At 59.2% G+C, this 19,696-nt stretch carries 16 protein-coding genes; 8 read left to right on the top strand and 8 right to left on the bottom strand.

The annotated features are described in order from the left end of the window. The first annotated feature begins 55 nt into the window (after window positions 1–55). Window positions 56–2,071 (top strand): tetratricopeptide repeat-containing sulfotransferase family protein, encoded by a 2,016-nt coding sequence (locus HUO14_RS09470; RefSeq protein WP_176279667.1) that lies wholly within the window; start codon window positions 56–58, stop codon window positions 2,069–2,071. 50 nt (window positions 2,072–2,121) lie between these two features. Here the strand turns inward: HUO14_RS09470 and HUO14_RS09465 are convergent, their stop codons facing one another. Further along, a complete protein-coding gene (locus HUO14_RS09465; RefSeq protein WP_176279666.1) occupies window positions 2,122–2,748 on the bottom strand; it encodes a TetR/AcrR family transcriptional regulator in 627 nt (208 codons plus the stop codon). Window positions 2,749–2,873: 125 nt separating this feature from the next. On the opposite strand from HUO14_RS09465, the gene HUO14_RS09460 reads away from it, so the two are divergent. The 3 genes from HUO14_RS09460 to HUO14_RS09450 are packed head-to-tail and all read left to right on the top strand — an operon-like array spanning window position 2,874 to window position 7,378. Continuing rightward, entirely contained in the window at window positions 2,874–5,222 is a 2,349-nt protein-coding gene (locus tag HUO14_RS09460) for a TonB-dependent receptor (protein ID WP_176279665.1), read from the top strand. A 20-nt stretch (window positions 5,223–5,242) separates the two neighbouring features. Further along, a complete protein-coding gene (locus HUO14_RS09455) occupies window positions 5,243–6,103 on the top strand; it encodes an alpha/beta fold hydrolase (RefSeq protein WP_176279664.1) in 861 nt (286 codons plus the stop codon). Beyond that, window positions 6,104–7,378, top strand: coding sequence for a spinster family MFS transporter (locus tag HUO14_RS09450; protein ID WP_176279663.1), 1,275 nt, complete (start codon window positions 6,104–6,106; stop codon window positions 7,376–7,378). Between the two features lie 27 nt (window positions 7,379–7,405). Here the strand turns inward: HUO14_RS09450 and bla are convergent, their stop codons facing one another. Continuing rightward, window positions 7,406–8,365: a subclass B3 metallo-beta-lactamase gene (bla, locus tag HUO14_RS09445; protein ID WP_176279662.1), complete on the bottom strand. Its 960-nt coding sequence runs from the start codon at window positions 8,363–8,365 to the stop codon at window positions 7,406–7,408. Window positions 8,366–8,417: 52 nt separating this feature from the next. Beyond that, on the bottom strand, window positions 8,418–9,179 hold the full coding sequence (locus tag HUO14_RS09440; protein WP_176279661.1) for a helix-turn-helix domain-containing protein: 762 nt from the start codon (window positions 9,177–9,179) through the stop codon (window positions 8,418–8,420). 108 nt (window positions 9,180–9,287) lie between these two features. Here HUO14_RS09440 and HUO14_RS09435 point away from each other — a divergent pair, with 108 nt between their 5' ends. Then, window positions 9,288–9,737 (top strand): hypothetical protein, encoded by a 450-nt coding sequence (locus HUO14_RS09435; RefSeq protein WP_176279660.1) that lies wholly within the window; start codon window positions 9,288–9,290, stop codon window positions 9,735–9,737. A gap of 15 nt (window positions 9,738–9,752) precedes the next feature. Here HUO14_RS09435 and HUO14_RS09430 read toward each other — a convergent pair whose 3' ends face one another. Continuing rightward, window positions 9,753–10,757, bottom strand: a complete 1,005-nt coding sequence (locus HUO14_RS09430; RefSeq protein ID WP_246255471.1) for an SDR family oxidoreductase — start codon at window positions 10,755–10,757, stop codon at window positions 9,753–9,755. A gap of 81 nt (window positions 10,758–10,838) precedes the next feature. Here HUO14_RS09430 and HUO14_RS09425 point away from each other — a divergent pair, with 81 nt between their 5' ends. Further along, window positions 10,839–11,663 carry a TauD/TfdA dioxygenase family protein gene (locus tag HUO14_RS09425; RefSeq protein ID WP_176279659.1) on the top strand — a complete coding sequence of 275 codons (825 nt, stop codon included), beginning with the start codon at window positions 10,839–10,841 and terminating at the stop codon, window positions 11,661–11,663. 94 nt (window positions 11,664–11,757) lie between these two features. Here HUO14_RS09425 and HUO14_RS09420 read toward each other — a convergent pair whose 3' ends face one another. Then, the gene (locus HUO14_RS09420) at window positions 11,758–12,264 is read right to left on the bottom strand and encodes a GAF domain-containing protein (protein WP_176279658.1); all 507 of its coding nucleotides are present in this window, start codon (window positions 12,262–12,264) and stop codon (window positions 11,758–11,760) included. A 368-nt stretch (window positions 12,265–12,632) separates the two neighbouring features. On the opposite strand from HUO14_RS09420, the gene HUO14_RS09415 reads away from it, so the two are divergent. Together HUO14_RS09415 and HUO14_RS09410 are read left to right on the top strand one after the other, a co-directional pair. Beyond that, window positions 12,633–14,960, top strand: coding sequence for a CHASE domain-containing protein (locus tag HUO14_RS09415; protein ID WP_176279657.1), 2,328 nt, complete (start codon window positions 12,633–12,635; stop codon window positions 14,958–14,960). 159 nt (window positions 14,961–15,119) lie between these two features. Beyond that, the gene (locus tag HUO14_RS09410; protein WP_176279656.1) at window positions 15,120–17,366 is read left to right on the top strand and encodes a CHASE2 domain-containing protein; all 2,247 of its coding nucleotides are present in this window, start codon (window positions 15,120–15,122) and stop codon (window positions 17,364–17,366) included. 22 nt (window positions 17,367–17,388) lie between these two features. Here HUO14_RS09410 and HUO14_RS09405 read toward each other — a convergent pair whose 3' ends face one another. The 3 genes from HUO14_RS09405 to HUO14_RS09395 all read right to left on the bottom strand — a co-directional run bounded on the left by HUO14_RS09405 (window position 17,389) and on the right by HUO14_RS09395 (window position 19,522). Further along, the gene (locus HUO14_RS09405) at window positions 17,389–18,255 is read right to left on the bottom strand and encodes a FecR domain-containing protein (RefSeq protein WP_176279655.1); all 867 of its coding nucleotides are present in this window, start codon (window positions 18,253–18,255) and stop codon (window positions 17,389–17,391) included. A gap of 3 nt (window positions 18,256–18,258) precedes the next feature. Continuing rightward, entirely contained in the window at window positions 18,259–18,669 is a 411-nt protein-coding gene (locus HUO14_RS09400; protein WP_176279654.1) for a hypothetical protein, read from the bottom strand. A gap of 70 nt (window positions 18,670–18,739) precedes the next feature. Beyond that, window positions 18,740–19,522 (bottom strand): nuclear transport factor 2 family protein, encoded by a 783-nt coding sequence (locus HUO14_RS09395; RefSeq protein ID WP_176279653.1) that lies wholly within the window; start codon window positions 19,520–19,522, stop codon window positions 18,740–18,742. Window positions 19,523–19,696: the final 174 nt, after the last annotated feature.

The raw sequence follows: 19,696 nt of genomic DNA, 5'->3' as shown, positions 1-19,696 counted from the left end.
TGGCGGGCCGGCACATGAATCGGCCCGCCAGGATATTGCAGAGCGAGGGCAAGAGATGGCCGGACTATCTTCCGACATGATCGACGACAGAGATATGCTGGACCAGGCCGTGCAAGCGGCCAGCGAGGGCGATTTCGCGCGCGCCAGGACGGTAGCGGAGGAGGCTCTCGAGGACGGCCGGGGCGATCCGGCGGCCTTTCATGGCTTCCTCGGCATGATCTGCGCGCGCTCGGGTGAGCTCTCCGCCGCGACCCAGCATCTGGAACAGGCGCATGCGCTGCGACCGCAGGATATCACGATCGCCTGCAATCTGGTTTCGATCCTGATGGACCAGAAGCGCGAAGCCGATGCTCTGGAGGTCGCAAGTGCCGAGCTGATGCGCCGGGACGAGAGCCTGCGCGTTGCACGCTTTCGCGGATTTCTCGCGCAGAATCTGGAAGAATTTTCAGCCGCGGTCGAGGCCTATGAGTTGATCGTCGCGCAACAGCCCGGCGATTTCGAATGCTGGAACAATCTTGGCAATGCCCGCGCCGGGCTGGGCGAGCACGAGAAGGCGGAGACCGCATTGCGGCGGGCGATAAAGATTGATCCGGGTGCCGCGCCGGCCCGGCTCAATCTGGTTTCTGCGCTCGAGGCCCTCGATCGGTTTGAGGAAGCCGAAGCGGAGCTGGTCAGGGCGATCGATGAATTTCCGGATGAATCGCAGCTGCCCTATCGGCTCTACATATTCTACAAGGCGCAGCTCCAGCAGGAAGAGGCGCTTGCGGCCCTGTTGCAAGCTTCGGACCGCGACCCGGGTTCTGCCGATATCTGGCTGAAGCTTGGCATAGAGCGTGGCGTTTTGCGACAGATCGGGGAAGCCGAACGCGCCTACCGACGAGCGATTGAACTCGAGCCGGACGTGGTTGACGCCTATCTCGGCCTCGCCATTCAATATGAGCATAGCAATCGCGAAGAGGAATTGGCGCCGCTGATCGCGCTGGCCGAAGCCAATGGTGTGGACGACGGCGCGCTTGGCTTTCTCCGCGCGCTGGAACATCGGCGGGCGGGCCAATTTGCGAAAGGTCTGGAAGCCCTGTCGAAAGTCCCGGCGGAGATAGAAACCGAGCGCAGCGCGCATATCCGGGCGACGCTGCTCGACCGTCTTGGCCGATCGCAGGAGGCATTTGCCGCCTTCGAGGAGGCCGCGCGGCTACACGAGGACAATCCGACCGAACCGCTCCGGCGCGCCGCAGAGCTTCGGCACGAACTGAGCGCCGAACTGGATCTGCTCACCCCCGAATGGATATCAACATGGTCGCCGGACAAGGCTGGGGCCGATCGGCCAGACCCGATATTTCTGGTCGGATTTCCACGATCCGGGACCACCTTGCTCGATACCATATTGATGGGCCATCCCGATGCCACGGTGCTGGAGGAACAGCCGCCGCTGAACATTGTCGATGAAACAATCGGCGGGCTGGCAAGGCTGCCCGCTCTCGAGACGGAAGATATAGCGCGGGCCCGCGGGCAATATTTTGCCGAAGTGGAAAAGATCGGGGACGTGCCTGCCTCAAATCTGCTGATCGACAAGTCGCCGCTTTTCTTGCAGAAAGTGCCGCTGATCCAGCGGCTGTTTCCCGATGCGCGCTTCATCCTCGCCATGCGCCATCCCTGCGATGTCCTGCTGAGCTGCTTCATGAGCAATTTCCGGCTCAACTCCGCGATGTCGAATTTTCTCCGGCTCGAGGACGCGGCGCAATTTTATGACCTCACCTTCCGGCACTGGCAGCGGTCCTGCGAACTATTCCCGACCAATGTTCACGTCGTCAAATATGAAAATCTGGTCGAGGATGTCGAAGCCGAGGTCCGGCCCCTGTTTGATTTTCTGGGCCTCGAATGGCGCGACCAGGTGCTCGATCACCAGCGCACGGCCAAGGCACGCGGACTGATTACCACCGCAAGCTATTCGCAGGTCACCGAGCCGATCTACAAACGGGCCAGCGGTCGCTGGACCCGCTACCGCGAAAATCTTGAACCGGTCCTGCCGGTGCTGGAGCCTTGGGTTCGGCGCTACGGATATTCGCTCTAGCGGGAATGTCGCGATGAAACGGCGAGAACGGGTCTCGCCCTCGATATCGCCTAGTCCTTGTCCGTTGCTATCCCTCTTGCCAGGATGTCGCTCGCGATTTCCGCGATCTGGACGGCGGACTTTTCTTCGCTCCAAATCCCATAGCGCAACCCGAGGAAGACATTCATCCCCATGATCGCCCAGGCATGGGCTTCTTCCAGCCCGCCGCGAAAATCGCCGGCGGCGCTGCCTTCTTCGAGGCGCTCGTGGATCCGCTTGGCGGTCTCTTCATAATGCGAGCGATAGCTATCGGGATCGACAAATTCGGCTTCGTCGATGATCCGGTAGATTTCCTTGTGCTCGCGGGCAAAGGTCATGAACGCCTCGAGCGCCAGCTTCTCCCGTTCGAGCGCGTCTTGCCATTCGGTCATCGCGCTCGCGGCGTGGCTTTTCACCCGGCTGCTCATGTCCCGGACGAGGGCGCTGAACAGTTCGTCCTTCGAATCGAAATAGGTGTAGAAACTGCCCAGGGCGGTACCCGCCCGCTGGGTGATCCCGGTGATCGACGCTTCGTGAAAGCCTTTCTCGCCAAATTCCAGCGCCGCGGCGTCTAGCAGCTTGCGCTTGGTCTTGAGCCCGCGCGCAGTGCGCGGCTGTTTGTCTTTTGACTCAATATGTTCGGAATATTCGGTGGCCATAATGTCACGGCTAACCGCATTTCACTGGATAAGCAAATTTCTAAGTTGAATGTTGGTTCATGTTTCAATATAGGCGGCTTCACGACCTGGAAATGCCAGGCATAAAATTCAAGGAGGATGCTTTCATGAAATTCCATCAAACCGTTAGCTATGCAGCGATTGTCACCGGTCTCGCGGGCGGCCTTGTCGCTCCTGCCGCAGTCCATGCGCAGGCATCCGAGTCGGCCGAACAGGGCGCCGATGACAATATCATCATCGTCTCCGCCCGCCGCCGGGACGAACGGCTGGTCGATGTTCCGATCGCCATCACCGCATTCTCCGCCGAGAAGCTCGAACGGCAGGGTGCGGTCGATATTACCGATATCGGATTGACGACGCCCAATACGACGCTGGAAGCCTCGCGCGGCACCAACTCGACACTTTCCGCCTTCATCCGCGGCATCGGCCAGCAGGATCCGGTTTCCGGTTTCGAGCAGGGCGTCGGCATCTATCTTGACGATGTCTATCTCAACCGTCCGCAAGCCGCGGTTCTTGACATTTATGACGTCGAACGGATCGAAGTATTGCGCGGTCCACAGGGCACGCTTTACGGTCGCAACACCATCGGCGGCGCGGTCAAATATGTGACCAAGCGGCTGCCCGACGAACCTTCGTTCAAGGCGCGGGCGACCTACGGTACTTATGATCAGGCAGAAGCCGTGGTCACCGCCAGCATGCCGATTGGTGATCTGGTCCGCGTCGGCGCATCGGGCGCACGGCTGTCGCGCGGCGGTTTCGGCGACAATCTGACCAATGGTCTGGAAAATTACAACAAGGATATCTGGGCTGCACGGGGTACCGTAGAGCTGGGCGGCTATGGCGAGCCCGTCCTGGTCCGGATTTCCGGCGACTATACAAAAGACAAGAGCAATCCGCGCGGCGGGCACCGGCTAATCCCGGGCGCCGTCTCCGGTGCTCCGGTACTGGACAATGTTTTCGATACCCGCGGCGGTCTCAACGACCCGGTTCAGGAAATCGAGGCTTATGGTCTGGCGATGAACATCACCGCCAATCTGAGCGACACGGTGACGTTCCGGTCGATCAGCGCATGGCGCAAGGACGACACGGCAACGCCAATCGATTTTGACGCGCTGCCGGCGGTCGATCTCGACGTCCCGGGATTATATCTGAACGAGCAGATCAGCCAGGAATTCCAGCTGCTCTATGAAGGCGACAAGCTCAACGGACTGGTCGGCTTCTATTATCTCGACGCCAGCGCCGACACCCTCTTCGATGTTCGCCTGTTCACGACCTTCGCTGGCCTGACCGCCTTCACCCAGGCCGAAGTCGACACCGAAACCTATGCGGTTTTCGCCGACTTCACCTATGATTTCACCGAGCAGCTGAGCCTGTCGCTCGGCGGTCGTTATACATGGGATGAGCGGACAGCGAGCATCTTCCGGCAAAACTACCTTGGCGGCGGTTCGCCGACATTCGGCGGCGCGGGCATTCCTTTCGGCGCTCCCGGAACCGACTTTCAGGGCGACGCGAAATTCAAGAAATTTACGCCGCGCGCATCGCTGAGCTACAAGCCGACTCCGGACCACAATATCTACGCCAGCTTCTCGCAGGGCTTCAAGGGCGGCGGGTTTGATCCGCGCGGTGTTGGCGTCAACGCACCGACGACCAACGCCAGCGGCATCCCAAGTGATGACGAGGTCGCATCCTTCCTCAGCTTCCAGCCAGAATCGGTCGACAGCTATGAAGTCGGCTACAAGGGCAGCCTGCTCGACGGCGCGCTCAATATCGCGCTGGCCGGTTTCTACACCGATTATACGGATGTGCAGATTCCCGGTTCGGTCGCCTGTACGGTCGCTGGCCTTCCGTCCTTCTGCGGCGTGATCAACAACGCCGGCAAGGCGACACTGAAGGGCATCGAGTTCGAGGCCTCGGCACGGCTTGGCGAAGACCTGCTGGCCGGTGGTGACCGGGTGATGCTCTCTGGCTCGCTTGGCTATATCGACGCCGAATATGATGAATATATCACCAATATTGGAGGTGTCCCGACCGATGTTGCGGATTTCCGCTCGGTGCAGAATACGCCCGAATGGACGGCCAGCGGAACATTTTCCTATACCACTCCGGTGGGAGACGGTGATCTGTACCTCGGGACCACATTGTCCTATCGCAGCAAGACCAACCAGTTCGAGATTGCCAACCCCTTTATCGATCAAGAGGGATTCGCGCTGCTTGATGCCAATCTTGTCTATAACGCGCCAGACAAACGCTGGAGCATTGGACTGCACGGCAAGAACCTGACCAACAAGCGTTACAAGACATCGGGCTATACCTTTATCGCCGCCGACCCGACGACCGGAGCGATTATTCCCGGCGCGAACGGCCAGCCGATCCCGACGCTCGGACCCGAAGGAACGCTGACTGCATTCTACGGCAACCCGCGTCAGGTCTTCATTTCCGCCGGGGTGAAATTCTAACCGGCGCATAGGCAAAACTGATGAAATATGCGGACCATGTCTACCGCAGCGCAGACAACCGGCTGGACCTTCATGCCCGCATCTACGGGGAAGAAGGTCCGCCACTGCTGCTGATGCACGGGCTGACCCGGAACAGCGCCGATTTCGAGGCGCTGGCCGGGCATCTGTCGGGCCAATATCAACTGATCGTCCCCGACCAGCGCGGTCGCGGACGATCAGAATATGATCCCGACCCTGAAAATTACACGCCCGCCGTCTATGTCCAGGACATGTTTGCCCTGATCGACGGCTTGCGCCTCGCAAAGCTTGGCCTGATCGGCACGTCGCTCGGCGGTCTGATGGCGATGATGATGGCGGCAATTTCGCCCGCTCGCTTCGACGGGCTGGTGGTGAACGATATCGGTCCGGTGGTCGAAGCGGAAGGGCTCGACCGGATCCAGAGCTATGTCGGCGCGCGCGCACCGTTCGACGATTGGCAACAGGCGGCCGATCAATGCCAGTCCGTACATGGCGACGCCTTGATCGGATATCAGGCACAGGACTGGTTGTCCTTCGCCCGGCGCACCTGCACCGAAATGCCGGACGGCAAAATATGCTTTGCATATGATCCGGCCATCTCCGACGGGCTTTCAGGTGATGGAAGCTCGGCTGTTCCCCCCGATCTCTGGGAGATATGGGACCGGCTGTCAGCCCTGCCCGTGCTGATCATCCGCGGGGCGTTGTCAGACATACTCTCTCCCGCTACCGTTGCGGAGATGATAGCCCGTCATCCCGGGCCTATCAGCGCCGTGGAAATCCCGGATCGTGGCCACGCCCCGATGCTCGACGAACCTGAAGCACTGGCTGCGATCGACGAATTTTTTGCGAACATAGGAAAATAAATGGCCGATCAGCAGAGCAATATCAGCCGGACCACTTCGCCCAATGTTGCGCTCGGCATGTTGCTGCTGGTCTATATTTTCAATTTCGTCGATCGCCAGATACTGGCGATTCTGGCCGGGCCGATCCAGGCCGATCTCGGGCTCAGCGACACCCAGATGGGTCTGCTCGGCGGCCTTGCGTTCGCCTTGCTCTATTCAACGCTGGCAGTGCCGCTGGCGTGGGTCGCCGACAAGACCAGCCGCAGCTGGGTGATCACCGTCTCGCTGGCGGTGTGGAGCGGCTTCACCGCCCTGACCGGCCTGGCGCAGGGTTTCTGGTCCATCTTTCTGATGCGGCTGGGCGTCGGTGTCGGCGAAGCGGGCGGCGTCGCCCCTTCCTATGCCCTGATCTCGGACCATTTCCCGAGCGAGAAGCGCGCCCGGGCTCTGGCAATCTATTCGCTCGGCATTCCGCTCGGCTCCGCCACCGGGGTGATCGCCGGCGGTTATATCGCCGCCACCGTCGACTGGCGCCTCGCCTTTTTTGTCGTCGGACTCTCCGGCCTGCTGATCGCGCCTTTGTTCAAATATTTCGTGCGCGACAAGGCCAAGGTGCCGGCTCCCGCCGAACAGACGGTCGCGCCTTACAGCTTCATGGGAACCGTGCACATTCTGGCCAGAAAGAGAGCCTTCTGGCTGCTCGCCTTTGGCGCCGCGTCCAGTTCGATGCTGGGCTATGGCATCGCTTTCTGGTTGCCCAGCCTGTTGCAGCGCAGCTTTGGCCTGAGCCTGATCGATACCTCGCTATTCTATGGCGCGATATTGTTGTTCGGCGGGGTTGCCGGCGTGCTTGGCGGCGGGATGATCGGCGACCGGCTCGGCAAGAACAACAAGGCGGCTTATGGTCTGGTTCCCGCTGCTGCCTTCCTGCTGGCGGTGCCATTATTCGCCGCCGGCATCATGAGCGGCTCCGCGACCATCGCCTTCATCCTCTTCCTTATCCCGCAGGCATTGGCCTATTTCTGGCTCGGCCCGGTGCTCTCTGCGGTCCAGCATCTGGTTCCGGCAGAATCCCGCGCGACCGCATCGGCGCTGTTCCTGCTGATCAACAACCTGATCGGGATCGGCGGCGGAATTTTCTTCCTCGGCGCGCTGTCCGACAGCCTGACCCCGATCTACGGCGAGGACGGACTGCGCTATTCGATGCTCTACTCGCTGACCTTCTATGTCATCGCTGCGGCACTGATGGCGCTCGCCGCGAGGCCGCTGAAAAAGGAATGGATAGCGGAAGACTGACCGGTTGCTATGAGCGGCGTCTGATCTTCAGTCTTTCATGATCGCGTTATATTTTAGCATCTGTTTTTCCAGCGCTGCCTCGAACCAGAGTTCCATCTTCCCGATGAACCGCGGAAAACCGCTGTCGTCGACAAAGGCCAGCGGATCGCCGACCGCCAGCTTTTCCTGCTTCTCCGCCATGCCGAAAAACTCGGGATGGTTGGACAGGAAAATGTCCGGTTTCCAGTCGCGGGTGATCGCGAAAGTCTTGCGGTAATCCGCGACGATGCCGGGATATTGCGGCGGTCCGACCAGCCGGTTGGCGGCGACCGAAGCGGAACAGAAAAACAGTGTCTGATAGGTCTCGCCGCCTTGGCGAACATCCATCGTCCATGAGGTGCAGCCGCGGGTGTGGCCGGGAGTCAGATGTGCGGTGAGCGAAACCGGACCGAGCGTCACGACATCACCGTCGGCAATGATTTTGTCGACCTTGACCGGTGGCGCGCCCATCGAGGCATCATCCTCCGAACCGAGATAGAAGCCGCCTTCCAGCGCCGACCGGTCGCCTTCACTCGCCAGCAGCGTCGCGCCGGTCAGTTGCTTCAGCTCGGCGAGCCCTCCGCTATGGTCAAGATGGGCGTGGCTGTTGAGCAGGATTTTGACATCGGCGGGATCGTAGCCGAGCTTTATGATATTGTCCCAGACCTGCTTGCCCTGGCCCGGCATGCCGCCGTCGATCACGATATGGCCCTGGGAAGTCGGGATGAAGAACATGCCAAGCCCGCGCGTGCCGACAAAGTAAATCCCCCGTTGGCCCTCTCCGATCACGCGAAACGGTTCGATATTTTCAAACCATGTCTGGTAAAGTTTCTGGAATTCGAGATCCGGCGCCTCTGCGCTGCTTGCCGTCACGGGAGCGACGGGGGCCGGATTTTCTGCAGGCTCCACCATTGCACAGGCAGCGAGGCCGCATATCCCAACTATCAGACCATTTTTGATTGTCCGCATCCGTCCCTCCATTTTTCGCTTCTTATGAAGCGTTGGCAGACTATGCCAACCACTATCTTGCGAAAAACTGAACCGTCGCCTCGTCCATCGGGAACATCAGTTCGATCCGCGTCTCGCCCGCCCTGATATCCAGCACCGAGCCGAATTGTGCGATCACCGAGAAGAGCGACAGGCGATTTTCCCCTACCTGAAAGATCGTCGGGATCACCGCCTGGTTGAGATTGACCGATGCCATGTCGACCTTGCGGACCCGTTCATGGGAGGCCAGCCGACCGGCCAGCGCGGACAGTTGTTCGTCGCCCCCCAGTTCCAGTATCTCGGTGCGCAGGCGCGAGAGGGAGAGGATGGCGACCTCGTCCCAGTTCTTGATCAGGTCGAGTCCCGCACTGTTGATCAATATGTCGATCAGATTGGCGGGGCCGCCGGGACTGGCCAGCGCGAGGAGCATCTGCGCACCCTGGTTGCTGTTGACGACATTCCAGTGGCGGTCGATGGCATAGCCGGGGAACGGATCATGATGGTCGAGCATCGCGCTGATTGCCTGATGGACCGGCGCCAGTTCGGGCGCGTCGTCGGACAGGCTGGGATAGACCGGCGCAAAGCCAGCCGCATTGAGCGCCTGATTGGCGGCGGGCCTTGGCAATTGCAAGGCTTCGGAAAGCCGCAGCACCATCTCGCGACTGGGATTGGCGCGGCCCGATTCGAGAAAACTCAGATGCCGGGCCGACATCTCGGCCTCCAGACTGAGGTCAAGCTGGCTGAAACGGCGCGTTTTGCGCCAGTCCTTCAATATCGCGCCAAATTCACTGGCCATGATCGTCTCCTTTCCGCCGTCCGTCGCGTCAGCGAGAGATAGCACGGATCGATCCCCATGCACTTACCCGGGAGGTAATTGTTTTGATGACCGCTCCATGGTCTAAGGATGATGAAACAGAAGGAGGAGCAGATCATGTCACCACAAGCCGCTGGCCGCTATATCCGTATCGTCGGCAGTTTTTCGATTATCGTTGCCATCATATTTGCCTTCGCCGGAGTGAACGACTTTACCGGCGCGAACGAGATATTCTTCCAGCTCGCCTCCTCCGGCGGCAATGGCGTGGCCGGTCTGGACACGCCGGAAGCGAAAATGGCGATGGCGATTGCCGGCGGGGTCTTTGCTGGCCTGATGGCCATGTATGTCTTCATCACCGCGCCGGGTGTGGAGCAAGGCAGCGAGTTGATCCGCAAGGGCACGATTACCACAATCCTGATCTGGTTCGCGGTCGACAGCGGCGCATCGGCGGCGTCCGGCAATGCCGCCAACGTCATCCCCAATAGCGTGTTTCTGATCGTCTATCTGGCGCCCTTGTTTCTCGTGAAGCGCACCGCCTGAAACGGTTGTGCTCCGCTAGCTGCGTCCGTTCACGTCCTTGACCCACGGGCCAAAGGGCGAGTTGCCGAGCATGGCCACCTGGGTCTGGGCGCTGACCGTATTGATCGCCTCCTGCGGCTTGGCACCGGGATGGACCGGAAGCCGCAGTGGCCTTGTCCCCGGAGCCATGGCGATGGTCCGGGCGATGGCGCGGGGAACATCCATCGGATCGGACGAACCGCCCCCATCGCGCAGGGCGCCGGCGACCAGCGCGGGATAGGCAGCCTTGCGTTCGTCCGAAGCCTTTTCGAGCATCGGTGCGGTCAGCTTGTTGCCATTGTCCCATATCTTGGTCGGGAAACCGCCGGGCTGGACGATGGTGACATCGACGCCGTGCGGAACCAGCTCATAGGCCATTTGCTCGCTCATCGATTCCACCGCGAATTTGGTCGAACTGTAGAGCCCCATGCCCGGCACCATCACCCGGCCGAGCTGGGAGGAGACATTGACGATCAGGCCGGATTTTTTGGCACGCATCTTCGGCAATGCGGCGCGGGCGACCCGCTGGTAGCCCATCACATTGGTGTTGAAGAGCAGCTGCATCGTTTCGATATCCTGCAGCTCGACCGGAGCGCCGGTACCGATCCCCGCATTATTGATGACTACGTCGAGCGCGCCGCCACTCAGCCGTTCGGCCTCGGCGACCGCCGTCTCAACCGATTCATCGGACAATACGTCGAGTTCGAGAATAGTGATATCAAGCTTGCCCGCCTTGGCGGTCTTTGCCAGTGCGGTCCCTTCGGCGCGCGGAAGATTGCGCATCGTGGCAAAAACTTTCGCGCCCAGTTGGGCATAAAGAACCGCACCGAGATTACCGAAGCCCGAAGAACAGCCGGTGATCAATATCGACTTGCCGGTCAAATCCGGCTTGCTCTCGGCAACGGCACGCGCCGGACCTGCGGAGAGCGCAGCCCCGGTGGCGGCGGTGGCAGCAAGCAACTGACGACGGTTGAAAGATGGCATCTGGCTATGTTCGGTCATTGTCGGACTCCTCAATATCAGATTTCATGCTACACGATCATGATATAAGTTCCAGAAGGAAACTGGAAAAGGGAGAGCGAGATGCAGATTTCAAAAGCCGGCGAAGCGGTCGGCGCGGTCGTTGACGATGTCGATGTGACGAAATTGAGTGATCAACAATTTGCAGAAGTCCGCGCCGCATTTCGCGACCATGGCGCTCTGTTTTTCCGCGACCAGAATCTGACCCCCGAAGCGCATATCGCCTTTGCCGAACGCTGGGGCGCAATCGACCTCAACCGGTTTTTCAAGCGGCGCGAGGGCTATCCCGAAATTGCCGAGGTGCTGAAGGAAGCAGGCCAGCAGCTCAATATCGGTGGCGGCTGGCACACCGATCACAGCTATGACGAAGCGCCCGCCATGGGGTCGATCCTCTACGCACTGGAAATCCCGCCGAGCGGGGGTGATACATTATTTGCCGGCATGGCCGCCGCCTATGCAGCGCTCGATGATGAAATGAAGGCGCGGGTTGAAAATTTGCAGGCGCGCCACGGCAATGCCCATGTGTTTGGCGAGGAGAGCGAATATCGCAAGGCAATCGGCGACCGCTATACCAATGCCGATCAGGCCGGGCAGACGGCGATCCACCCGGTGGTGCTGACCCATCCGGAAAGCGGTGTGAAGGGCCTCTATGTCAATCCCGGGTTCACGCTGGAAATCGTCGATATGGCGCCGGAGGAAAGCGTGGCGCTGCTGCGACAACTCTATGAGCATATACAGCAGGACCGCTTTCACTATCGCCACAAATGGAGCGCCGGCGATCTGGCGATGTGGGACAACCGGTCGACCTGGCATTATGCGCTGAACGATTATCAGGGTCACCGGCGTTATCTCAACCGGATCACGATCGAGGGCGTGGCTCTGGCCTAGCATGATGCGAACGTGCGCAGGCCCGTTGCACATGATATTTCAGCTTCCCGTGACCAGCTGGTTGGCCGCAGCCTGACAGGCAAGAATATCCGGGTCATTCATCCTTGTCGGATCGCTGCCGCAATTCCAGTTCGTGGATTACCAGCTGAGCCAACTGGCTCAATAGCTCGACCGCCTTGTCATCGAATTTCCGCGGTGCGGTATCGATCGCGCATAATGTGCCGATATTATATCCCTCGGGGGACAAGAGCGGCACGCCAAGATAGCTTCCTATATTGGGATCGCCTAAAACGAGCGGATTATCACTGAAACGGGGATCTTGACGCGCATCCTCAACGATCATTGGCTTGCTGTCCTGAATGGTATGGGCGCAAAAGGCCATGTCCCTCGGCGTTTCGTTTACATCGAGACCCCGTTGGGACTTGAACCATTGCCGTTCGACATCGACCAGCGAGATGGCGGTTATCGGGCAATTGAGCGCCATTTCGACCACCTTTGTTATACGGTCAAATCGTTCCTCGTGCCCTGTGTCGAGAATATTGTAGCGGTTTAAGGCGGCTATCCTTCCCACCTCGTCGTCGAGTATTGTGACTAGGCTCATTGGCCGGCTTCCCATGGTTGCAGTTCAGTCTGTGTCTAATGACGGGCATTCTGCGACAATGTTAAGATTCCGGAACGAAATCGCGGGCGATCGCCATCGGCTGGATCGAGCAGAGGAATAGCCGCCCGCGTTAAGTCTGGCCCGCAAATGCCGTATCAAACTGGGCGCGCCTTTTTGGCGCAGATCAACTTTTGCAATGATGCTGGTCGGTAATCTTGTTTTGCCAGGCCAGGAAAGGGAATGTCCGGTGGCACAAGCAGCGATAGCGAACGGCGACGCATCGATCGGACAGGGATGGCCAGGAGCCTGCCTGAACGGACATATGATATGAACAGCAATTCAGGCGCGCGATCAATCCGGACGGGAACATGATGATGGACCGCCATTCTCAACGCAAAGCGGTGTGGAAATATGCACAGGAGAATCTGACCGTCACTTTCCTCGCGCTGGCCGGATTGCTGGTGCTGTTTGGAATTACGATCTGGATGTGGAAAATAACCACGGTCACGGAATATGAGCGCCAACTGGCAATTTTCGATACCTTAACCCAGGACAATGAACATGCCATGCGTGGCCGGATAGACCTATACCGGCAGAGCCTCGATGGCGGTGCGGCCTTGTTCGAAGCGACGGACGTTGTTTCGCTTGAGGAATGGAGATCCTATGTAGATGTTCTGGATATCGAAAAAACGCTTCCCGGCATCAATGGCATTGGCTTCATCATGCCTGTTCCGCGATCCAAGATGGAAGAATATCTGGAACTCGGACGCAACAGGGGTGTCGGGAACATCACCATCCACCCCGTCACCGACTCCTCTGAACTCTTGCCCATCACCTATATCGAACCGGTGAGCATGAACAGGGAAGCTGTGGGTCTGGACATCGGGTTCGAGGAAAATCGCCGCGAAGCAGCCTATCATGCAAGAGACACAGGCGAACCGACGATCACGCGGCGGATCACTCTCGTGCAGGACAACAGCAAAAGCAGCGGTTTCTTGCTGTTGCGGCCAATGTATCAACGAGGCCGAACACCGGAAACCACCGAGATGCGCCGGGCTGCTTTTCGCGGATGGATATATGCTCCGTTTATCGCTTCGCGCTTCATGGCTGGCCTCACAAAAAGTCAGGACAAGGACTTTGACATAGAAGTATATGACGACAAGGAGTCGCGTGCAGCCAACTTGATATTCGCAAGCAATAGCGGCGAAGGGGCTAAGCGGGAGCCGCTCTTTTCCGTCACCCGGAGCTTTCCGGTGATGGGACAGACCTGGACGGTTGTATGGAAGAGTACCCCGGAACTGGAAGCCAGCATCAGCACCAAGGAACCCTTTCTGGTTTTGCTGGGCGGCATGATTTTGTCTTTTGCCGTCGTCATTCAGATGTTCATTTATGCCCGACGCGAAGCCTATGTTAAACACGTAGTGGAAATCAAAACCGGCGAGCTGGTGCAGAAAGAACGCGAAGTTAGTCAGGCTCTTGCTGACGCCGAAGCCGCCACCGCCGCCAAGTCGACATTTCTTGCCAATATGAGCCATGAAATTCGCACGCCGATGAACGGGGTTATCGGTTTTACCCAATTGCTCGACGACGGCAGGCTGGACAATGACCAGCAACGATATGTCCAGATGATATCGGAATCCGGTGCAGTGATGATGAACTTGCTGAACGACATCCTGGACATATCAAAGGTAGACGCCGGACTGATGAAAATTAACACCAGCCCGATCGACGTCCGCAATATTTTGACAAGCTGCATGAAACTGGTTTCACCGACAGCGGAAACGAAACAGATCGAGCTGGTCCTGGACATTGATCCGTTGCTGCCCGAACTCGTCAACGGCGATGGCCTGAGATTGCGCCAGGTAATACTCAACTTGCTGGCAAATGCCGTAAAGTTCACCAACAAGGGGCATGTGCAACTGGAGGCGGCCTACCGAACATTTGACCCCGACGGAAGCAATCGGGGCCGGCGGTCCGAAATATCAATTTGCGTATCCGACACCGGCATTGGCATTGCGCCCGACCGTCAAGCGATGATATTCGAACCGTTTCAACAAGCAGATGGTTCCACCGCGCGAAAATATGGCGGCACCGGATTGGGTTTGTCGATCAGCAGGCAACTGGTGCACCTCATGGGCGGCAAAATGCTGCTGGAAAGCAAAGTCCTCAAGGGCTCGAGCTTCACAATCACAATCCCGGTAGAAGGTTGCGATGCGGTTGCTGGCGAGAATGCGGACGGTGACATCCGGCAATCTGAGGAACCGGGACGCCCATCGACCGAGCCCGTACGAAGAACAAGAATTCTGGTCGCGGAAGATCATGATATCAATCAGATGCTCTTGTCGGAGATGCTGACAAAGCTTGGCTACGATTTCGAAATAGCTGAAAATGGCGTCGATGCCGTTGCCATCATCGGTCAAGCCGAACAGGACAAAAACCAGTTCGACCTTGTGTTGATGGATATCCAGATGCCCTATATTGACGGGATTACGGCCACAGAAATCATCAGGAATGACGGGATATCACCCGAGCAACTGCCAATTATCGCACTTACCGCAAATGCTTATGCCCAGGATATCGAAAACTGTCTGGCTGCAGGCATGCAGGAGCATCTGGCCAAACCTTTTTCAATCGAAGATCTGCAGGACCTGATCGCGAGCTGGCTGGATGCCAGTGACAGCGCGAAGGCGGCATGATCCGGCAGCGCAATGCTTGTGTGAACCGAGAAATTTTCACGGGCCACCCGCACCCGTTCGAGTGACCGGCGCTAGTCCTGTCACCTTCCTGATCCCGCCGGCTTGCAGTTTCGACGCGAGTGGGGCAATCAGCGTGATATGGGATTGGGGATCAGGAATTTGGGGGAGAGCGCCGGCCGCTGGCTGGGGTTGCTGAAAACCGGTCCAATCATCGCCGGGTTGCTGGTGGTGCTGGCCATAGCGGCGCTGCAATTTTCCGCCATCCCGGGATTTGACCGGCTGGGCCTGATGGTCTTTGACAGCTATCAGAACGCCGCACCGCGCGCCTATCAGGATGCGGGCGTGCGGATCATCGACATTGACGAGGAATCGGTCGAACGGCTGGGGCAATGGCCATGGTCGCGGACCGAGATCGCGAGGCTGACGCAAAAGCTGTCCGATGCCGGCGCGGCGGCGATTGCCTTCGATATCGTCTTTTCCGAGCCCGACCGGACATCGCCCGGCCAGATTGCCGCGCGATTGCCGCGAGCGGAGGGCAATGAAAATCTGCTGCGCTCGCTGTCGGATCTGCCCGACAATGACGACATATTGGCCGACAGTTTCGCTCTTGCGCCGGTGGTCGGCGGATTCTTTCTGTTGCACGAGGATCGCGGGGGGCCAATCGAACTGCCGACCGGCATGGCGATACTCGGGTCCTCACCAGACGGACAGGTCGAACAATATCGGGGGACGGTGCAATCGCTGCCACAATTGCAACAGGCGTCAGCCGGTCTCGGATCGCTGAGCATCGTCGGCGATGCCGACGGGATATTGCGCCGAGCGCCGCTGGTATTTCTCTACAAGGACAAGCTGGTGCCGTCGCTTTCGCTCGAAGCCTTGCGGGTGGCGCAGCAAGCGGGCTCGATTCTGGTCAAGACCAGCGACGGCAGCGGCGAGACAGCGGGCGCGCCCGGAGCCATCGTCAATCTAAGGGTCGGCGATTTCGAGGTGCCGACCACCGCCGCTGGCGAATTGTGGATGCATTTCAGCGAGCCGGCGCCCGAACGCACGATCGCGGCCTGGCGGCTGCTGTCGGGCGATATGTCCGCAGACGAGATAGCCACAGCGGTCGAGGGACAGATCGTCTTCGTCGGCGCCAGCGCAACCGGCTTGCGCGATTTGATCTCGACACCTCTGGCCGAGAACGAGCCGGGCGTCACCGTCCACGCCCAAGCCGCCGAGCAGATGATCCTCGGCGAATTTCTGATCCGCCCCGACTGGGCACCGGGCCTGGAGTTTTTCCTGATCCTGCTGCTCGGCGGCGGGCTGGCGCTCTTGCTGCCCGGCGCTGGAGCCACGATCGGTGCAGCGATCGGCCTCGCTGCGACGGCCGCGGTAACCGCTGGCAGCTGGCTGGCCTTTGACCAGCTGCACTATCTGCTCGATCCGACATGGCCGGTCATCGCGCTGATCCTGGTTTACGCGGTCCAGACCCTGCTGAGTTTCCGCCAGGAAGAACAGCAACGGGCCTACATCCACACCGCCTTTGACCGCTATTTGTCGCCCGAGATGGTCCGGCAGATTGCCGCCAATCCCGAACGGTTGCAGCTCGGCGGCGAAGAGCGCGAGATGACGGTGCTGTTCTGCGATATCCGCGGTTTTTCGAGGATTTCCGAACAATATGACCCGAAGCAGGTGATCAACTTCCTGACCGGCTTCCTGACCCCGATGTGCAATATCTTGCTGGAGAGAAAGGCCACGGTCGATAAATTTATCGGCGACGCCATTCTCGCCTTCTGGAACGCGCCGCTCGACGATCCGGACCAGTTCCGCAACGGCGCGCGCGCCGCGCTGCAAATGGTCGAAAGTCTCGAACGGCTCAACCGCGAGCTGCCGCAAAAGCCGGGACAGGTCTGGCCGCCGGATGTGAAAATCGGGATCGGGATGAACGCCGGCCTGTGCTGCGTCGGCAATATGGGATCGGAGCAGCGACTGTCCTATACGTTGATCGGCGACACGGTGAATATCGCGTCCCGCTTCGAAGGCCTGACCAAGCAATATGGCGTGCAAATCCTGATCGGCAGCGCCCTCGCCAAGCAATTGGAGGGATTTGCCCTGCTTGAACTGGACCGGGTCAAGGTCGTCGGCCGCGATGCGTCGGACACGGTCTACGCGCTGCTCGGCGACGAGACGCTCAACCGGGATCCGGCTTTCGGGATCCTGCAAAGCTGGCATGATGAATTCCTGACCCTCTATCGGGCGCAGAACTGGACCGCAGCCAGCCATTTGCTGGAAGAGCATGAAGCGGCATATAGCGATGCCGGGCTCTCGGTGCTGCTCTCGGTTTACCGCGGGCGGATCGAGCTGCTGTCAAAGGGTCCGGTCGAGGACGACTGGGACGGCGTCTTCGAGGCAACCCGCAAATAGACCGTCCGTCAGGCTTTTGGCTCTAGCAATTGGGTCCGCCGACGGTTGCGTTGGTGCAAGCTTCATCGCCGCCGGGCAGCAACAGGCCCACGCCGACACCGATGATCGCGGCGGGTATCAAGGCTTTCAGCAAACCGCTTTTTCCGGCCCCGGCCACTTTCGGCGCGAGCTGGTCCTGCAGTTTCGACAGGCCGCCGGATGAAAGCCTGAACGGACCAATGGGTTGCGCGCCCGGCCGGGGAATATAGGCCGCCAGGATCGGCTGATCCAGCGTCACCGTCTTGCCCGCTGCGCTGACCTCGGCCAGACCGACATCGAGGTCGCCGCTGCGATTGGCACCCGGGCCGCGCAGCACGACCAGCATCGCGCTGTCCTTGTCGCTTTTCACGCCGTCGAGAAACGGTTCCTTCCTGGCTATCTCCACCGCATCCTTGCCGACCACGCCGTCGAGCGCGGTTCCGCGGATACCGATGGTACCGACCGAACTGCTGACCGAGGCGGAGGATTTCTTCGACTTGCGCCCCGACATGAAACGGAAGGCACCCTTGCTCACCGTTGCGGTTAGCGAGCGTTCCTTGCCCGGGTCATAGACGAAGCGGTTGATTGTCAATTGGGCGTTGGACCCGATGGTCAGGCTCGACCGGTCGAGCAGCAATATCTGCAACTTGCTCTTTTTCCTGGTGCTCAGCGCATCGCCCCAGGCCAGCCGCTGGCGGCGCGGTATCTTGACCGCTTTCTTGATCGTCGCATTGCTCATCCGCACATCACCGACAACGGTCGCGGCAATCCCGACCTGTACCGGCGCGGAGGCAGCCGGGGTCAGAGCGAGGAATAACAGGGCCGGGGCCAACAAGGCGGTTTTGATCGACAAGGATTGAAAGGATATCATGACTTAATCCTTGTCCGCCAACGGGCATAATTTCATGACATCGGCCCAAAGCTCGGGGGCGAAATTCTTTTGCTTCAATTTGCCGAGCTCCACCGCGCCGCCCAGCTGATCGTCGATCTTGCAGAGGTTTACCGCGTGCAGCAGCCGCGCGCTGTCCGACTTGGGGTGGAGCGCCAATACCCGTTCGAGCGTGGCAATCGCCTCGAGATATTCGCCGCGCTCCGATTGTTGCTGGGCGAAGGCAATGCCTTTCTCCTCCTCGACGACGACTTCCGCCATCGCATCCAGTTCGGGGAGCGTTTCGGCATAAACCGCGGTGACCGGCTGCGCGACGATGAAGAGCGCAGCGGCCAAGCCCTTGATATATTCGTGTTGCAAGACCCGTGCCTCCTCTTTCAATCCGGTTTCTAGCATAGAGACCAGCGGTTTCCTATCGTCAGCCGCACGAGAATGTCGGAATATCGGGAAAAAACCCCGCTATGTCCTAATTGGAAACAACCGCCCATTCGTCGCCGAACCGTGCCCAATAGACGCCGCCCGGCCAGGAGAAGCTTCCCCCGTCCATTTTGCCCGACACCGAAATAAGCGGCTGATTGTCCGGACCGAATATTTCATAGACGCGTCCGCCCATCACCGGTGTTACGGTATATGTTTCCGCTATTACTGCCGGATGGCTCGACAATATCGTCCGCAGATAGGTTCTGAACCGGTCCGCGCCTCCGATATATTTTCCAAATTCCTCGATCATCGGTTCGTGCATCCGCACAACCGTTTCGACATCGCCCGAGCGCGCCGCGTCCTGCAGCTTCTTTACCGCATCCTGCAAACCTTCGTCACCGGCGATGTCGGCCTTGAGATAGTTATAATCGAGCGGCCCCTCATGTTCGAAGCTGAGTTGCCCGGAAGATGATGACGTGAAGCGCACGCTGTCGACGATATCATGATCATCATATTCCCCCTTGCACCGCGCAAAAATTTCGAACGCCGCGGCGCTTCCCTTATAATCGATGTTCACGATATTCTTGCCGGGAACCAGCCATTCGGAGAGTATATATTCGGTGGACGGCTGGCTCACCGGCTCGGTGCCGGAAGAGACTTTGACGCCTGTGTCCTTCAGCAAGACCCCGTTCAGGGTGGCGCGATAGCTGCCCGAGTCAATCTTGGCCCGCACCCCGTGGGATATGTCGCAGGCAGAAGCCGCTGCCGGCATCCCCGCGACCGCTGCCATTGCGAATATGATACCGATTTTCAATTTACGTCCCGCCATTTTCCCATCCCCATTCTGTTTAATCCGGACATGACCTAGCATTTTCTGATCTCCTGACTATGATCCCGGTCACATCGCCACCTATGGTGCGGAATATGGCGGATCGGTGCTTCCGGTAATGTGCCCGGGCCGATCAGGAACGGACGGGGCGTGGGCTCTCCCGATCCGGCGGGC

This window comes from Parasphingorhabdus flavimaris (assembly GCF_013371215.1).
Taxonomy (GTDB): domain Bacteria; phylum Pseudomonadota; class Alphaproteobacteria; order Sphingomonadales; family Sphingomonadaceae; genus Parasphingorhabdus; species Parasphingorhabdus flavimaris.
Note: the sequence above shows the minus strand (reverse complement) of the source record. Positions and strands in the feature narration are given on the sequence as shown.

Bases quoted from the DNA above. Each gene is read 5' to 3' on its own strand.
- HUO14_RS09405 (WP_176279655.1), bottom strand. From the start codon at position 18,255: ATGATATCCTTTCAATCCTTGTCGATCAAAACCGCCTTGTTGGCCCCG.
- HUO14_RS09450 (WP_176279663.1), top strand. From the start codon at position 6,104: ATGGCCGATCAGCAGAGCAATATCAGCCGGACCACTTCGCCCAATGTT.
- HUO14_RS09420 (WP_176279658.1), bottom strand. From the start codon at position 12,264: ATGAGCCTAGTCACAATACTCGACGACGAGGTGGGAAGGATAGCCGCC.
- HUO14_RS09435 (WP_176279660.1), top strand. From the start codon at position 9,288: ATGATGAAACAGAAGGAGGAGCAGATCATGTCACCACAAGCCGCTGGC.
- HUO14_RS09470 (WP_176279667.1), top strand. From the start codon at position 56: ATGGCCGGACTATCTTCCGACATGATCGACGACAGAGATATGCTGGAC.
- HUO14_RS09400 (WP_176279654.1), bottom strand. From the start codon at position 18,669: ATGCTAGAAACCGGATTGAAAGAGGAGGCACGGGTCTTGCAACACGAA.
- HUO14_RS09465 (WP_176279666.1), bottom strand. From the start codon at position 2,748: ATGGCCACCGAATATTCCGAACATATTGAGTCAAAAGACAAACAGCCG.
- HUO14_RS09430 (WP_246255471.1), bottom strand. From the start codon at position 10,757: ATGACCGAACATAGCCAGATGCCATCTTTCAACCGTCGTCAGTTGCTT.
- HUO14_RS09415 (WP_176279657.1), top strand. From the start codon at position 12,633: ATGATGATGGACCGCCATTCTCAACGCAAAGCGGTGTGGAAATATGCA.
- HUO14_RS09440 (WP_176279661.1), bottom strand. From the start codon at position 9,179: ATGGCCAGTGAATTTGGCGCGATATTGAAGGACTGGCGCAAAACGCGC.
- bla (WP_176279662.1), bottom strand. From the start codon at position 8,365: ATGCGGACAATCAAAAATGGTCTGATAGTTGGGATATGCGGCCTCGCT.
- HUO14_RS09425 (WP_176279659.1), top strand. From the start codon at position 10,839: ATGCAGATTTCAAAAGCCGGCGAAGCGGTCGGCGCGGTCGTTGACGAT.
- HUO14_RS09455 (WP_176279664.1), top strand. From the start codon at position 5,243: ATGAAATATGCGGACCATGTCTACCGCAGCGCAGACAACCGGCTGGAC.
- HUO14_RS09395 (WP_176279653.1), bottom strand. From the start codon at position 19,522: ATGGCGGGACGTAAATTGAAAATCGGTATCATATTCGCAATGGCAGCG.
- HUO14_RS09460 (WP_176279665.1), top strand. From the start codon at position 2,874: ATGAAATTCCATCAAACCGTTAGCTATGCAGCGATTGTCACCGGTCTC.